The sequence below is a fragment of the Pseudomonas sp. B23(2017) genome (assembly GCF_002113725.1).
Lineage (GTDB): Bacteria > Pseudomonadota > Gammaproteobacteria > Pseudomonadales > Pseudomonadaceae > Aquipseudomonas > Aquipseudomonas putida_Z.
Genome location: NZ_NEJM01000010.1, coordinates 199434 through 214587, shown reverse-complemented (window position 1 = coordinate 214587; position 15154 = coordinate 199434). Strand labels below are relative to the sequence as shown.

Sequence of the window (15154 nt, the reverse complement as noted above, 5' to 3'; positions counted from 1 at the left end):
GTGGGAGCAACTGTCTTGCTCAATTTCTAAAATCTAGCGCGTCACCTGTGGGAGCGGGCTTGTCCCGCGAACACGGGCGAAGCCCGTGCCATCCAGCGCGGTATTGGCTTGGTGGGCAAGCCCGCTCTCATATGAATTACGTCGGTTTCCTGATCTAGGTCCGCTTAGGCTGTGGCAAGACCAGATCCAGCCAAGGCTCGCCAGTCCTGAGCATGGCATTGAGCCGTACGAGGAATACCCGCATACAGGCTACGATAGCGACCTTGGCAACTTTTCCTCGTTCGCGCAGTGCCTCATAACTAGCCTTGAGTGCTGGGTTGTACTTCATCGCCACAAGGCATGACATGTACAATGATCGCCTGGCCTCAAACCGCCCGCCTGAGATAGAGCGCTTGCCCACGAATTTTCCGCTGTCGTGGTTGAAGGGCGCCACCCCGACCAATGAGGCTATTTCTCTAGACTCGACACGTCCCAGTTCTGGCAGAAGCGTTACCAGCTTGCCCGCCGTAACCAGCCCAATGCCTTTGACCTGGACCAGCTGAGTAACCCGTTCATCTTTCAGGGCTTCCGCTTGCTGGCTGATCGCTTGCTCAACCAGCTTGATCTGCGATTTGAAGTGCTGGAGGTTGGCTTTCAGAAAGTCGGACACCACGCGGGACTGCGCCTGTTTCAGGCGCCTCAGATCGTCATCACGCTGCTGAACCAGCCGATCACGTTGCTGCAGCAATTCCCGCAACAGCGCACGTTCCGGGCTGATCCGCAGGGTGGACTGGTCTGGAATGACCTCAGCGTAGTGGGCCAGTACTTCGGCATCGATGGCGTCGGTCTTGGCTTTGACGCCGATGGATTCTGCGAACGCTCGGGCTCGCCTGGGATTGACGCGTATGACTTTGTAGCCGCCATCCTGCAAGAAATGCATGACATCTCGCTCGTAGCCGCCCGTGGCCTCCAGCAAAACGCGCTTGATACTGCGCCCGCCAAGGCTTCGCTGCAGCTCCTCGAAGCCTGCCCGATCATTGCTCACATGGATTTTTATGCCCTGTGGCCGCACCAGCGCATCGAGTGATCGACTGGAAACATCAATACCCAGGAAGGACGCCATCACCAAACCCTCCTAAACTCAACACTGTGAGAGGACTTTGGCTTGGCCCACGCTTGTGATTCGAGATCAGAGCCGCATCCAACTGTTCGGGCTCTCGCCAAAGTGGAACGGTGAATGACAGCTTGTGCTCCCACTCGTGCTCATGGCACCTGCGGCATTCAGCTTGTCATTCACCGCTCTCACTCCAGATTTTAATCCCTCATCAAGACACAAGCGGGTTTACCCGCGAAAGGGCCAGCACAGGGAATTCACAACACCAGCCCCACCTGCAACCGCTTAGGCAACCGCCGCACCACCAGCTGGTGCGAGCGCTGCAACAGATCACACAGCTCCTCACGCCCCATGGGGTAGGGCAATGCCATGCTGATCCACCGCGCCCGCGCCAGGTACGGCGCAGGCCGCACCCCCGGGCGATCGCAATAGCCGAGAAACAGTTCGTCGGCCACCTTGAACGACAACCCCGCACCCGCCAGGTCGAGCACCGCGAACATTTTGTTGCCCGCCACCGAGAACACCCGGATGCCGCCCCATTTGTAGTCTTCCCGCGCACCCGGCAGGCTCAGGCAGAACGCTGCCACCTGGGCTTCGCTCATGTTCCGCTCAGACATACTTTTCTCCACAGGCCTCGAACGACGCCGCCAGGTGGTCGATCCATACCCGTACCGCAGGCAGCAAGCCGCGCCGGTGCGGGTACACCGCCTGCAGGTAGCCACCCGGCAGCGACCAGTCCGGCAGCAGGCGCACCAGTTCGCCGCGCGCCAGTTCTTCTTCACAGAACATGCTGGGCAGCGCGGTAAACCCGAGGCCTGCCCGTACAGCAGCATTACGTACTACGAAATCATCGATGGCGAGGCGCGGTTCCAGTGCGATTTCCTGCTGTTTGCCATGGGGGCCGAACAGGCGGAAGTGTACCAGCCGGTCAGCCTCGGCAGCGCCCAGCACCGGCAATGATGCCAGTTGGCCCGGTTCGCGGATGTGGTCGGCGAAACCGGGCGCTGCAACCAGCTGCATCTGCGCCTGGCGCAGGCGGCGGGTGACCAGGGCCGGGTCTTCATCGCCCAGGTCGCGTACGCGCAGGGCCACGTCGATACCTTCGGAAATCAGGTCGACCCGGCGGTTGAGCAGCACCATGTCCAGTTGCACCAGTGGGTACTGCGCGAGAAAGCGGCTGATCACATCCGGCAGAAAGGCGTGGGCCAATGCCACCGGGCAGGACACCCGCAAGCGCCCGCGCGGTTCGCTGCTCATGCTGGCCACGGCCTCGTCGGCGGCTTCGGCTTCCAGCAGCATGGCCTGGCAGTGGTGCAGGTAGCGCTCGCCCACCGCGGTGAGCTTCAGTTGCCTTGTAGTGCGTTGCAGCAGGCGCGTGCCCAGGCGTTCTTCAAGCTCGGCGATACGCCGCGACAGGCGCGACTTGGGGATGCCCAGCTGGCGGCCGGCTGCGGCGAAACCGCCGGCTTCGACCACGCGGGCGAAGTAGAAAAGGTCGTTGAGGTCTTGCATGGGAATGTCTCACTGTTCCACCTGTAGGACAAACTAACGCATTTTTGCTGCCTTATCAGCTATTGTTGATGTCGGTAGGATTCTCCCCATCGTGATCGCCCAACGTCGCGGTCTTCATTCACAGGAGAGTCCCATGAAACTGTTGCATATCGATTCGAGCATCCTGGGCGACAATTCCGCCTCCCGCCAACTGAGCCGCGAAGTGGTCGAAGCCTGGAAAGCCGCCGACCCGAGCGTGGAAGTGGTGTACCGCGACCTGGCCGCTGACGCCATCGCCCACTTCTCCGCGGCTACCCTGGTAGCGGCTGGCACCCCGGAAGACATGCGCGACGCAGCCCAGGCCTTCGAAGCCAAGCTGAGCGCGGAAACCCTGGAAGAGTTCCTGGCTGCCGATGCCGTGGTGATTGGTGCGCCGATGTACAACTTCACCGTGCCGACCCAGCTCAAGGCCTGGATCGACCGTGTTGCCGTCGCCGGCAAGACTTTCCGCTACACCGAAGCCGGCCCGGAAGGTCTGTGCGGCAACAAGAAGGTAGTGCTGGTGTCCACCGCCGGTGGCCTGCACGCTGGCCAGCCGACTGGCGCCGGGCATGAGGACTTCCTCAAGGTATTCCTGGGCTTCATTGGTGTCACCGACCTGGAAATCGTCCGCGCCCATGGCCTGGCCTATGGCCCTGAGCACCGCAGCCAGGCGATCGATGCTGCCCAGGCGCAGATTGCCAACGAGCTGTTTGCTGCTGCCTGATCCTGCTGTCTTGCGCAAGCTTCAAAGGCTTGCGCGAACTCTGTGGGAGCGGCCTTGTGTCGCGAAAGGGCCGCAAAGCGGCCCCAGAGATCTCGGTGTAAACGCTGAGATCCTGGGGCCGCTGCGCGGCCCTTTCGCGACACAAGGCCGCTCCCACAATCAACCTCAGGCCACTGGAATAGCCGGGTCAGCCGCTGCCAGCGCTGCAGCACGTTCGGCCGCCGGCGGATAGATCCACACGGTATTGATCTGCGCCTTCAACACCTTGGCCTCGGCCTTGTCTTCCGGTGGCGACACCGTGCGTTCCCACCCTTCGGTATACACCGCCCCCCAGGCCCCAAGGTCCAGGCAGGTCACGTACTTGGGCTGGCTGTAGGTCTTCGGTGCCACGCCAATCAGCTCGGCCGCCGCATTGTTGCCCGCATGACGCCCCAGCGGAATCGCATGCTGGCAGGACATCACCGCGTAATTGCCAGCCTCGTCGCAGGCGGCATAGGCCACATCACCCGCCGCGTACACGGCATCATTGCCTTTCACCTTGAGATTGCCATCGACATGCAAGCGGCCCTGGCGGTCGCGCTCGCCACTGATCTGCTCGGTGAGCGGGTTGGCCTTGAAGCCCACGGTCCAGATCACCGTGCTGGCGTCGATGCGCTGGCCGTTGTCCAGCAGCACGCCGGCAGGGTCGACCGAGGCTACCGTGGCGCCACAGATCCACTCCACGCCCAGGGCCTCGGAGGCCTGCTCGATGGCGGGGCGGATGCCGTCACCCAGGGCCGCGCCAATCCTCGCCCCGCGGTCGACCACCACCACGCGCAACGCCGTGTCCTCGCCAAGTATTTCGCGCAGGCGGGCCGGCAGTTCGGTGGCGGTCTCGATGCCGGTAAAGCCACCGCCGGCCACCACCACGGTATTGCGCGCGGGTGTGTCGGGCAGGTTCGCCAGTGACTTCAGGTGGGTTTCCAGGCGCGCGGCGCTGTCGAGCTTGTCGACATCGAACACATGCTCGATGCCGACCATGTCGGGCCGGTTGAGCACGCTGCCGCAGGCCATGATCAGGCGGTCGTAGGGCAGGTTGCACTGGGTACCGCTGCGTGTGCGGTAGCTGACGCGGCGGGCCGCTTCATCGATGTGGAAGGCCGTGCCCTGCACGAAACGGACGTTGACGGCATCGAACAGCTCTTGCAACGGCGCGGCCATGGCATGGACGTCGGGCTCGTAGAAGCGCGGGCGCACATGCAGCTCGGCCTGGGGTGCAAGCAAGGTGACCTCGACATCCTTGCGGCCGTGGAGGTCAAGCTGGCGGACGGCGCTGAGCGCGCTCCACAGGCCGGCAAAGCCCGCGCCAATGATCAGGATCTGCTTCATGGTTGTGCTCCTCTGAAGTTCGGTTAACAAGGTAGACCCTGTTGCTGGATGTTGGGGAGCGAGCGTGCTTCAGAATGTTGGCGGCGTGATCACCCAGATCACCACGGCATCCACCTCGCCGGGGTTGCCATAGCGGTGCGGTTCCTGGCTCGAGAAGCTGAAACTGTCCCCTTCACCCAGCTGGAAATGCCGCTCGCCTACCCATAGCTCGAAGCTGCCGCTGAGGATGTAGCCGGCCTCCTCACCGTCGTGGCTGTAGCTCTGCTGGCTGTAGCTGCCCGGAGGGAAGCGCGAATGCAGGATTTCCAGCTGGCGGTTGGGCTGGGGCGTGAGCAGTTGATCGACGATGCCATCTTCGTAATGCACGCTCAGGCGGCTGTTGCGGCGTACCACATAGCCCTGGTCCTCGGGCGCAGTGGTGGCTTCGCTGGCGAAGAACCACTGGATGGTCACCCCCAGGCTGCGGGCGATGTTGAACAGCGCCGGAATCGATGGATAGGAGAGGTTGCGCTCCAGCTGGCTGATGTAGCCAGCAGTCAGTTCACTGTGCGTGGCCAGCTCCGCCAGGGTCATGCCACGGCGTTTGCGCAGGCCGCGAATGCGGCTGCCGAGAAACTGCGGCGCGGCGCCCCCGGCTTCGCTGGCGGGGGGCTGGGGGAGTTGGCTCATGCACGTCGGTCCATCGTGAAAAGCCGCAGTATGTACAGCCTCAGAGCGCCCAGGCAACCGTCAGGCCATCGTGAATCGCTTCTTCGGCGGTACGCGGCGCCAGGCAGTCGCCAATGCGGCGCACCTCGACCAGGCCGGCCAGCTCCGTGGCCAGGCGGTCTTCCGGTTGATGGCCCAGGCACAGTACCAGGGTGTCGATGCCTTCGAAGATCATCGGTTCGCCGCTGGCGGTGTGCTGCAGGTACACCGTGTTGTCGTCGCTGCCATACAGGCGGGCATACGGTGTGACGGGAATACCCAGGCGATGCAGCTCGCCGGCCAGTTGGTCGCGCACGTACAGCGGCAGGCTTTCGCCGCAATGGGTGCCATTGACCGCCAGTTGCACCTGGTGGCCCTCGCGTACCAGGCGTTCGGCGATGCCGGGGCCGATCCAGTCGCAGCGCCAGTCGATCACCAGCACCGAGCGCCCCGGTTTTGCTTCATTGCGCAGTATTTGCCAGGCGTCCACCACCTGTAGCTCACCGGTGCGCTCGAAGGCCGGCCAGTAGGGGGTGGCACCGGTGGCCGCGATCACCAGGTCGGGGCGTTCTCGTTCGACCAGTGCGCGGTCGACCCGGGTGTTGCGCACCACTTCCACGCCTGCCAGGGCCATTTCCCGCTGCAAGTTGGTGCTGGCGCCACCGAACTCGCTGCGCCGTGGCAGCAACTGGGCCAGCAGCACCTGGCCACCGAGCTGCGGGCCGGCCTCGTACAGCGTGACCTGATGCCCGCGCGCAGCGGCCACGGCGGCGGCTTTCATGCCGGCGGGCCCGCCACCGGCCACGAGGATGCGCTTGGGGTGGGTGGTGATGGACAGTTGCTCGTACTGCAATTCGCGGCCGGTTTCCGGCCGCTGGATGCAGGAAATGGGCAGGCCACGGTGGAAGTGCCCGATGCAAGCCTGGTTGCAGGCGATACAGGCACGTACGTCCTCGACCTGGCCATGCTCGGTCTTGTTCGGCATCTGCGGGTCGCAGATCAGCGCACGGGTCATGCCGCAGACATCGGCCTGGCCACGGGCCAGGATCAGTTCGGCTTCCTGGGGCTGGTTGATACGCCCGGTGACGAATAGCGGGATGCCCAGGTGCTGCTTGAAGGTGCCGGCCTCCCGGGCCAGGTAGGCTGGTTGAATGGCCATCGGCGGCACGATATGCACGGCGCCGCCCAGGGATGCCGACGTGCCTGCAACGATGTGCAGGTAGTCGAGTTGGCCCTGCAAGGCAACCGCTGCAGCCAGCGATTCGTCCTCGCTCAGCCCCTGGCTGTCGCGCTCGTCGGCACTGATGCGCAGGCCGATGATGAACTGCTCGTCGGTGGCCGCGCGTACGGCAGCCAGCACTTCGCGCAGGAACCGCAGGCGCTGTTCGAGCTCACCGTTGTAACCATCCGTGCGCTGGTTCACCCGCGGATTGAGGAACTGCGCAGGCAGGTAGCCATGGCTGGCCACCACTTCAACGCCATCCAGCCCGGCCTGGTGCAGGCGGCGGGCAGCGCTGGCATAGCCCTGGACGATCTCGTCGATCATTGCCTGGTCCAGCGCGCGCGGCATCACCCGGAAGCGTTCATTGGGCACCGCGGACGCCGAGTAGGCCACCGCCAGCAAGCCGTCCGCCGACTCCATGATCTCCCGCCCGGGGTGGAACAGTTGCGACAGCACCACGGTGCCATGCTCATGGCAGGCCTCGGCAAGCTGGCGATAGCCGTCGATGCAGGCATCGTCGGTGGCCATCAGCACATGCGAGGTGTAGCGGGCGCTGTCATGCACCCCGGCCACCTGCAGCACGATCAGGCCGACGCCACCGGCGGCGCGGGCGCGCTGGTAGGCGATGAGCTTGTCGTTGACCAGGTTGTCGGTAGGCAGGCAGGTGTCGTGGCCGGTGGACATGATGCGGTTCTTCAAGCGTTTGCCGCGGATCTGCAAGGCTTCGAACAGGTGAGGGAAGGCGGTCTGCATACAGGCGGCTCCGGTGCGGTGTTGTTCTTGTTTTTTTATGAAAGTGTAGCGTCAGTAAAAAATCAACTTGTTTTTTTACTGGTCGACGACTAGGTTTTTCTCACCCTCATGGCGAGGGCGTGACCTCACAACAACAAGAAAACGGGCCCCTCGGGCACCGACAGGAGGCAACTACGATGCAGGTATTCCCACGTGTAAGCAGCCTTTGCGCAGCGTTGCTGGCCATGGGCCTGGGCAGTGCGCAAGCGGCACCGCAGATGGTCGTGGTCGGCTATGGTGGTGCCGGCCAGAAAGCCCAGGACGAGGCGATCTTCAAACCGTTCAGTGCCCAGGATGGCAGCAAGCTGATCCAGAGCGAGTACAACGGCGAAATGGCACGGATCCAGGTAATGGCCGACACGGGCAATGTCGACTGGGACGTGGTGCAGATCGAAGGGCCTGACCTGATGCGTGGCTGCGACGAGGGCATCTACGAGCAGCTGGACTGGCAGCGCATGGGCCATGCGGGTGAACTGATTGCCGACGCGGCACAAGCCTGTGGCTCGGCCGCGCTGGTATGGAGCGTGGCCATTGCCTATGACCGCAGCAAGCTGGCCCAGGCGCCTGCGTCGTGGGCCGACTTCTGGGACGTGAGCAAGTACCCGGGCAAGCGCGGCCTGCGCAAGCGTGCGGTGTACAACCTGGAGTTCGCCCTGATGGCTGACGGGGTCAAGGTCGAGGATGTCTACAAGGTACTGGCCACTCCGGCCGGGGTCGAGCGTGCCTTTGCCAAACTCAGCGAACTCAAGCCGCATATCCAGTGGTGGGACGCCGGGGCCCAGCCTGCCCAGTGGCTGGCGGCGGGTGACGTGGTGATGACCTCGACCTACAGCGGGCGCATCGCCGTGGCGGCCCAGCAGGGCAGCCCGCTGGCAGTGGTCTGGCCTGGCAGCCTGTATGGCATGGATTACTGGGCGATCATCAAGGGCTCGCGGCATGTCGACCAGGCCAAGCGGCTGATCGCCTTCGCCAACCAGCCGGACACCCAGGTGCGTTATGTGCAGCAGATCCCCTATGGGCCGACCAACACCCAGGCGGCAGCGAAGCTCGACCCGTCCCTGGCCAGCTGGGTGCCTACTTCGCCGCAGAACCTGCAGGGGGCGTTGGCGATGAATGTGGAATTCTGGGTCGACCATGGCGAAGAGCTGGAACAGCGCTTCAATGCGTGGGCCAGCAAATAGCATTCTGCAAAGGAATAACGATGATGACCGCAACGGAACAAGGCCTGCGCCAGGAGCTGGCCGCCTGCTATCGGCTGATCGCCCACTTCCGCATGAGCGACCTGATATTCACCCATATTTCCCTGCGCCTGCCGGGGCCGGAGCACCACTTCCTGATCAACCCGTACGGCTTGCTGTTCGATGAGATCACGGCCTCCAGCCTGGTGAAGATCGACCTGCAAGGCCGGCCAGTGGAAGCGACGCCGCACCCGGTCAACCCGGCCGGTTTCGTCATCCACAGCGCCATCCATGCTGCCCGCGAGGATGCCCGTTGTGTGTTGCACACCCACACCCGGGCAGGTTGTGCGGTGGCGGCGCTGGAATGTGGGCTGCTGCCGCTCAACCAGATGTCCATGGAGTTTTATGGCAAGGTGGCGTACCACGCCTATGAAGGGATTGCGCTGGACATGGATGAGCAGCGAAGGCTGGTAGCCGACCTGGGCGACAAGCCGGTGATGATCCTGCGTAACCATGGCCTGCTGACCACCGGGCGCAGCGTGGCCGAAGCGTTCCTGCGCATGTACTACCTGGAGAAGGCGTGCGAGATCCAGTTGGCGGCACAGAGTGCCGGGCAGGTGATTTTACCGCCCGCCGAAGTGTGTAGGCATACCGAGCGGCAGTTCAATGATCCGGGGCGGGGCTTGAAGCAGGGCGAGCTGGCGGATGCGGATGCGCTGCAGCTGGCGTGGGCGGCGTTGTTGCGGATGCTGGAGCGAGTCGCGCCGGACTATCGTCGTTGACATTGGCGCGCTCGCGGTGAAAGCCGTCTTGCCCTCGCATCGCGTTTGCGGCGAGAGGGCAAGACGTTTCTACGTTGATGGCGAGTGGGCTCAGTGTGCGTCAGGCACGATCATCGCTGCCGGTGCCTCGTGCGCCCGCCCCCGTGCCACCCAGTAGTACAGCACGCTCGGCACTACCAGGCCGATTAGCCACGAGATATCCACACCACCCAGGTGCGCGACCAGCGGCCCTGTGTACAGTTTGGTGTCGATGAACGGCATCTGTATCAGCACGCCCAAGGTGTAGACGATGATTCCAGGCCAGTTCCAGCGGCCGTATCGGCCTTGCGGGTCGGCGAGGGCGGGGATGTCGTAACGCTCCTTGGTGATGAAGTAGTAGTCGACCAGGTTGACCGCGCTCCATGGCACGAAGAACGTCAGCAGGAAGAGGATGAAGGACTTGAACGCGCTGAGAAACGAATGCTGGCCAAGCAAGGCCACCAGGGTGGCGGCGCCGACGATGCCCAGTACGAACAGCAGGCGCTGCGCACGGCTGATCGTCAGGTGGCCGCGGAAGCCGCTGATGATGGTTGCAATGCACATGAAGCTGCCATAAGAGTTCAGCGTCGAGATGGTCACCTTGCCAAAGGCGATGCAGAAATACAGCAGCGCTGCGGTGCTACCGGCGCCACCCAGGCCGACGATGTAGGCCACTTCGTGACCGGAGAACTGGGCACCGGCGATGGCGGCGGCGAACACCCCGAGGATCATTGATGCCTGGGCACCGATCACCGAGCCCAGGCCTGCGGCGAGGAAGGTCCTCACTGGCGATGTACTGCTTGGCAGATAGCGCGAGTAGTCGGCCACATAGGGGCCGAAGGCGATCTGCCAGGACGCAGCCAGTGATACGGCGAGCAGGAACGATGCCCAACTGAAGTGGCGGTTGTCGAGTAACTGCCCGATGTCGGCCAGCATCATGATGCGACTGAACAGGTAGACGAAGGCAATGATGCCCAGCACGCTGGCGATTCGGCCGATCCAGTGGATCACCCGGTATCCGGCCAGGGTGGCGAGCACGATTATGCTGGCGAATATCAGGATGCCAGTGCTGTCGCTGACGTCGAGCAACTGGCCGATCGCCTGTCCGGAGAGCACCGTGCCGGTGGCGGTGAAGCCCAGGTACATCAGGCATACCAGCACCATCGGTATGGCCGCGCCGTAGACCCCGAACTGCACGCGGCTGGAAATCATCTGCGGCAGCCCCAGACGAGGACCTTGAGCGGCATGAAGGGCCATGACCGCGCCGCCGATCAATTGACCGAGCAGCAGGCCGATCAGCGACCAGAACACGTCGCCACCGAGCACCACGGCCAGGGCGCCGGTCACGATTGCCGTGATCTGCAGGTTGGCTCCGAGCCACAGGGTGAACTGACTGTACACGCGTCCATGGCGTTCAGTCTCGGGTATGTAGTCGATCGAGCGCCGCTCGAGTACGGGTTTGCTGGACATTCAGTGGCTCCGCTTCATTGTTTTTGTGTAAGCGAGTCAATCATCGGCGGGACGCAAGGCGGATGACTTCGCATGATATGAGCATGTATATACAAGTGCGGTCAAGCCATCTCTTGCGAGTGAAACAGTCGTGCTGTTGCGCAATGATGGGTTGCAACTGTGCTGGTCCCTGTCGAAGGAATAGCCTTATGCTGTAACGAAATATGTCTAGAAAGCTTGAAGAAGGATGTCGCAATGCCGCTCAAGGACCTGCTCATCGCCCTGGTGGTGATTGTTGCCTGGGGAGTCAACTTCGTGGTCATCAAGGTTGGCCTCGACGGGTTGCCGCCGATGCTGCTGGGGGCATTGCGCTTCTTGCTGGTGGCGTTCCCGGCGATCCTGCTGGTCAAGCGGCCCAAGCTGCCTTGGCGCTGGCTGATCGCCTATGGTGCGACCATTTCGTTGGGCCAGTTCGCTTTTCTGTTCCAGGCCATGTACAGCGGCATGCCGCCAGGGCTGGCCTCGCTGATCCTGCAGTCGCAGGCGTTCTTCACCCTCGGCTTTGCCGCGCTGTTCCTTGGCGAGCGGTTGCGCCTGGCCAGCGTGCTGGGGCTGCTGGTGGCCGCCAGCGGCCTGGCGCTTATAGGCAGCGAAGACGGCGGCCATGTACCGATGCTGGCGCTGGTGCTGACCCTGTGTGCCGGCGCCATGTGGGGCATGGGCAACATCATTACCCGGCGCTTTGGCTCGGTTGACCTGGTGGCGCTGGTGATCTGGGGCGGGTTGATTCCGCCACTGCCGTTCCTGGCATTGTCCTGGTGGCTGGAGGGGCCGGAGCGTATTGGCCATGCCCTTGCCAATATCAGCTGGAGTTCGGTGTTGGCCCTGGCTTACCTCGCGTTTGTCGCCACCATGCTCGGCTACAGCCTGTGGAGCAAGCTGCTGTCGCGCCACCCGGCCGGCAAGGTGGCGCCGTTCTCGCTGCTGGTGCCAGTGATTGGCCTGAGTTCGTCGGCGTTGTTGCTGGGCGAGCGTTTGACCGCGACCCAGGGCTGGGGCGCATTGCTGGTGATGGCAGGGTTGCTGGTGAACGTGTTCGGCGCAAGGCTTGGGCGCCGGTTAAAAGCTGTCAGCGCGTAGCTGACTCTGTGGGAGCGGCCTTGCGTCGCGAAAGGGCTGCGAAGCGGCCCCGGGTTTCTGCATGCTGCTGAGATCCTGGGGCCGCGTTGCGGCCCTTTCGCGACGCAAGGCCGCTCCCACAAATGCGCGTTGCAAACAGGGCGCTCTGTTAGAATCGGCCTCTTTTGCCAGGCCAATGGAGTGCACCCCATGATCATTTCCACCACCAGCCAGCTCGAAGGCCGCCCGATTGCCGAATACCTGGGCGTGGTCAGCTCCGAATCGGTGCAGGGCATCAACTTCGTGCGCGATTTCTTTGCACGTTTTCGCGACTTCTTCGGCGGCCGTTCGCAAACCCTGGAAAGCGCACTGCGCGAAGCCCGGGAACAGGCCACCGAAGAACTGAAGGCGCGGGCACGCCAGTTGCAAGCTGATGCGGTAGTGGGGGTGGATTTCGAGATCAGCATGCCGTCGGTACAGGGCGGCATGGTCGTGGTATTTGCTACCGGCACAGCGGTGCGCCTGAAGTAGAGCGTCTGCCGCTGGTCGGGTCCAGGGCTTAGGTCCGGGCGGTCCGCAAATGACCAGCTAGTCTCACCTTCACAGGTCGCGTTTGGTGGAGCAACTGTTCTGGTTGCCGGCGCGTCCGCCACTGGAGGGAGACAGGGCATGAGCGAATCCTTTTTCGAAGACCTGAACGACGCGTTCCCCATCAACAGCCAGGTGCGTTGCGGCCAGGCGGCATTCCGCCTGGGCTTCGCCCACATGACGCTGGATGATTCCGAACAGCTCCAGCCTGCACACCTGCAGCGCAGCAAAAAAGGCCGCTTCATGCCGCGGGTTCCGCTGAAGAAGTGATCCCGCTCCAGCACAACCCCGCCGAATGGCGGGGTTTTTATTGCCATTTCTTGATCCGCCTCATGGCATTGCCGGGTAGCGCTCGCAGGATGGCCGAGGCTGTGGTTTTCTTGCGCGGCATTCCAGCAACGGAGGATTGAATGCTCATGCGAGTCAGGGAAGAGACCTATTGGCAATGGGCCGACGCCCAGCTGCACAGCCGCTGCCACGACGAAGCACTCAGTGACGGCACCACGCTGGACGTGCAGGTGCGCTTGTCGCGCCTGGGGGCGACCCAGCTGTTCCTGGGGCTGTATGCCGGGGATGGGCGAGCATTGCTGGAGGAGTATTACCCCGCACGGCCAGGCGAGACCATGACCCGCGCCCTGGTATGGGGTGTCGACCGTGCCCGGGCGATGGCAACCGGCGCCTTGCCGCTGCCAGCGCCCCGCAGCCAGCGGCGCCAGGCATGAAAAAGCCCGGCCTATGCGGGCCGGGCTCAGGTAAGGGTGGGAACCCTCAGTTGAGCGGTTCGATCACCTTGACTGCCTGCTGCTCACGGGCAGCGGGCCATTCTTGTTGCAGGGTCTGCAGGACGCGGCCAACGAACTCGGTGTCGGCGGCGGCCTTCTTGCCGACGTAGCCTTGGCCACGGCGGTAGACCTTGAAGCGGGCACGCATGCTGGGCAGGTGCTCTTCGAATTCATCTTCGACGGTGTTCGGTGGCAGGCGGTCGAGGCGCACTTCACCGGTCTGGCTGACCCACAGCAGATGGTCGTCAAGGCTGTCCTTGCGTACGGCGAACAGCTGAGCCAATTGGTCGATAGTCGGATTGTTGTTCAAGTTCATCATAAAGCCCCCATTACCCATTCGTAGGTGATTTTTCACAGTTGGCGCTACCACGGTGTAGCGCACTACCAAGGCTGCTACAGCAGCATCGCAACAGGGGCTTTCTCACGCTGCCTTTTGGACAGTTTCCCTCTCCACGGACGGCCTGCGTTACCGCGCAGGCCGTCTGGAACACCCTTGCCACCGCTCCCGATCAGGGAGACGGCTTCATCATGCCCAAGGGCGATGAACGGCGTCAACCATTTTGTAGTGAATATTTTTGGTCACTACATTGTGTCGTTTTGTTCGACAATCGCTGCCCGCACTACAGCCCGGACAGAATGTCGAAGGCCGCGCGCACCCGGGCTTCGTTCGGGTAATTTCGGTTGGCCAGCAACACCACGGCCAGCTGTTCGGCGGGCACGAACGCGGCGTAGGCGCCGAAACCATTGGTCGAGCCGGTCTTGTTGTACCAGGCTGCCGGCAGCGGCGGCAGGGCTGGATGCAAGCGCGTGGTTGCCTGCGGTTCACGGATCAGCTGCGGGCCGTTGCCATCGACCAGTGTGCCCAGCGTGACCGGGTAGGGGTAACGCTCCCAGCCCAGGCCCTGGGTCATGGCGCCGACCTGGAAGTAGCCCCGCTGGGTGATGGCCGTGGCTTGCGCCAGCGCCGGCGGCAGCCCCTCCGGCTGCATGTGCAGGCGCACATAGCGCAGCAGGTCGCTGGCACTGGTCTTGATGCCGTAGGCTTCGTCGGCGTAGGGGCCGGGGCCGACACGCACCGGTTTGTCGGCACTGTCGTAGCCCTGGGCATACAACCCCTGGGCGCTGGCCGGGACCTGCAGATAGGTGTTTTCCAGGCCCATCTGTTTCAGCAGGCCCTCGCTCATCAGCGTGGAAAACGGCTGATGCTGCGCGCGGGCGGCCAGGTCACCGAACAGGCCCAGGCTGGGGTTCGAGTAGCAGCGCTGGGTGCTAGGTTTGGCGCGGGGTTGCCAGTGACGGAAGAAATCGACCACCTGCTGCGGCGTCTGCACCTCATCCGGGAACTGCAACGGCAGGCAGTCGGCACTGTAGGCGCCCAGCTCCAGCACGCTTGCGTCGCCGATGGGTGCGCCGGCGAGGGCCGGGTGGTAGCGCTTGGCCGGGGCATCGAGGTCCAGCTTGCCTTCGGCACTGGCCAGTGCGGCCAAAGTGGCGGTGTAGGTCTTGCTCAGCGAGCCGATCTCGAACAGCGTGTCGCGGCTGACCGGCACATTGTCTGCCTTGTTGGCCACCCCATAGCTGAAGTAGTGCGCGTGGTTGCGAGCATAGATGGCCACGGCCATGCCGGTGATGCCTTGCTCCTGCATCAACGGGCGGATGATCTGGTCGACCTTGGCCTGCAACTGGTCGTCGGCCTGGGCGGCACTGTAGCCCAGGGTGAGAGTGATGGCGGCTGCAAGTGCAGCCAGGCGGGAGAGGGGCATGAGCGGGTCCTGTGCTGGAGCGTGTCCGTTGAGCGACACCGGTGGGGGTTCCGGCG

The 15154-nt window shown here is 63.4% G+C and carries 16 protein-coding genes; 7 read left to right on the top strand and 9 right to left on the bottom strand.

Annotated elements, in window-relative coordinates:
• Positions 1-154: 154 nt before the first annotated feature.
• From CAG46_RS17610 to CAG46_RS17600, 3 genes are all read right to left on the bottom strand, one after another.
• The gene (locus tag CAG46_RS17610) at positions 155-1102 is read right to left on the bottom strand and encodes an IS110 family transposase (RefSeq protein WP_085619579.1); all 948 of its coding nucleotides are present in this window, start codon (positions 1100-1102) and stop codon (positions 155-157) included.
• Positions 1103-1350: 248 nt separating this feature from the next.
• Positions 1351-1710 carry an MmcQ/YjbR family DNA-binding protein gene (locus tag CAG46_RS17605; RefSeq protein ID WP_085616680.1) on the bottom strand — a complete coding sequence of 120 codons (360 nt, stop codon included), beginning with the start codon at positions 1708-1710 and terminating at the stop codon, positions 1351-1353.
• Entirely contained in the window at positions 1703-2605 is a 903-nt protein-coding gene (locus CAG46_RS17600) for a LysR substrate-binding domain-containing protein (RefSeq protein ID WP_013972466.1), read from the bottom strand. The genes CAG46_RS17605 and CAG46_RS17600 overlap by 8 nt, the downstream gene beginning before the upstream one ends.
• Before the next feature lie 133 nt (positions 2606-2738).
• Here CAG46_RS17600 and CAG46_RS17595 point away from each other — a divergent pair, with 133 nt between their 5' ends.
• Positions 2739-3350 carry an FMN-dependent NADH-azoreductase gene (locus CAG46_RS17595; protein WP_049277030.1) on the top strand — a complete coding sequence of 204 codons (612 nt, stop codon included), beginning with the start codon at positions 2739-2741 and terminating at the stop codon, positions 3348-3350.
• Between the two features lie 165 nt (positions 3351-3515).
• Here the strand turns inward: CAG46_RS17595 and CAG46_RS17590 are convergent, their stop codons facing one another.
• From CAG46_RS17590 to CAG46_RS17580, 3 genes are all read right to left on the bottom strand, one after another.
• Positions 3516-4718: an NAD(P)/FAD-dependent oxidoreductase gene (locus CAG46_RS17590; protein ID WP_085616678.1), complete on the bottom strand. Its 1203-nt coding sequence runs from the start codon at positions 4716-4718 to the stop codon at positions 3516-3518.
• Between the two features lie 69 nt (positions 4719-4787).
• The gene (locus CAG46_RS17585) at positions 4788-5387 is read right to left on the bottom strand and encodes a helix-turn-helix domain-containing protein (protein ID WP_025339404.1); all 600 of its coding nucleotides are present in this window, start codon (positions 5385-5387) and stop codon (positions 4788-4790) included.
• Positions 5388-5427: 40 nt separating this feature from the next.
• On the bottom strand, positions 5428-7380 hold the full coding sequence (locus CAG46_RS17580) for an FAD-dependent oxidoreductase (RefSeq protein WP_085616676.1): 1953 nt from the start codon (positions 7378-7380) through the stop codon (positions 5428-5430).
• Between the two features lie 176 nt (positions 7381-7556).
• Here CAG46_RS17580 and CAG46_RS17575 point away from each other — a divergent pair, with 176 nt between their 5' ends.
• Both CAG46_RS17575 and CAG46_RS17570 read left to right on the top strand, forming a co-directional pair.
• The gene (locus CAG46_RS17575) at positions 7557-8600 is read left to right on the top strand and encodes an ABC transporter substrate-binding protein (RefSeq protein WP_085616674.1); all 1044 of its coding nucleotides are present in this window, start codon (positions 7557-7559) and stop codon (positions 8598-8600) included.
• A gap of 23 nt (positions 8601-8623) precedes the next feature.
• The gene (locus CAG46_RS17570) at positions 8624-9379 is read left to right on the top strand and encodes a class II aldolase/adducin family protein (RefSeq protein ID WP_085616693.1); all 756 of its coding nucleotides are present in this window, start codon (positions 8624-8626) and stop codon (positions 9377-9379) included.
• A 90-nt stretch (positions 9380-9469) separates the two neighbouring features.
• Here the strand turns inward: CAG46_RS17570 and CAG46_RS17565 are convergent, their stop codons facing one another.
• Positions 9470-10867, bottom strand: coding sequence for a cytosine permease (locus CAG46_RS17565; RefSeq protein ID WP_085616672.1), 1398 nt, complete (start codon positions 10865-10867; stop codon positions 9470-9472).
• Positions 10868-11101: 234 nt separating this feature from the next.
• Here CAG46_RS17565 and CAG46_RS17560 point away from each other — a divergent pair, with 234 nt between their 5' ends.
• The 4 genes from CAG46_RS17560 to CAG46_RS17545 all read left to right on the top strand — a co-directional run bounded on the left by CAG46_RS17560 (position 11102) and on the right by CAG46_RS17545 (position 13275).
• The gene (locus CAG46_RS17560) at positions 11102-11986 is read left to right on the top strand and encodes an EamA family transporter (RefSeq protein WP_075045384.1); all 885 of its coding nucleotides are present in this window, start codon (positions 11102-11104) and stop codon (positions 11984-11986) included.
• 189 nt (positions 11987-12175) lie between these two features.
• A complete protein-coding gene (locus CAG46_RS17555; RefSeq protein ID WP_003258990.1) occupies positions 12176-12496 on the top strand; it encodes a YbjQ family protein in 321 nt (106 codons plus the stop codon).
• 138 nt (positions 12497-12634) lie between these two features.
• Positions 12635-12823, top strand: a complete 189-nt coding sequence (locus CAG46_RS17550) for a hypothetical protein (RefSeq protein ID WP_003253897.1) — start codon at positions 12635-12637, stop codon at positions 12821-12823.
• Positions 12824-12963: 140 nt separating this feature from the next.
• Positions 12964-13275 carry a hypothetical protein gene (locus tag CAG46_RS17545; protein ID WP_025339398.1) on the top strand — a complete coding sequence of 104 codons (312 nt, stop codon included), beginning with the start codon at positions 12964-12966 and terminating at the stop codon, positions 13273-13275.
• Positions 13276-13321: 46 nt separating this feature from the next.
• Here the strand turns inward: CAG46_RS17545 and CAG46_RS17540 are convergent, their stop codons facing one another.
• Entirely contained in the window at positions 13322-13654 is a 333-nt protein-coding gene (locus tag CAG46_RS17540) for a hypothetical protein (RefSeq protein WP_003253895.1), read from the bottom strand.
• 301 nt (positions 13655-13955) lie between these two features.
• A complete protein-coding gene (gene ampC / locus CAG46_RS17535) occupies positions 13956-15098 on the bottom strand; it encodes a class C beta-lactamase (protein WP_085616670.1) in 1143 nt (380 codons plus the stop codon).
• Between the last annotated feature and the right edge of the window lie 56 nt (positions 15099-15154).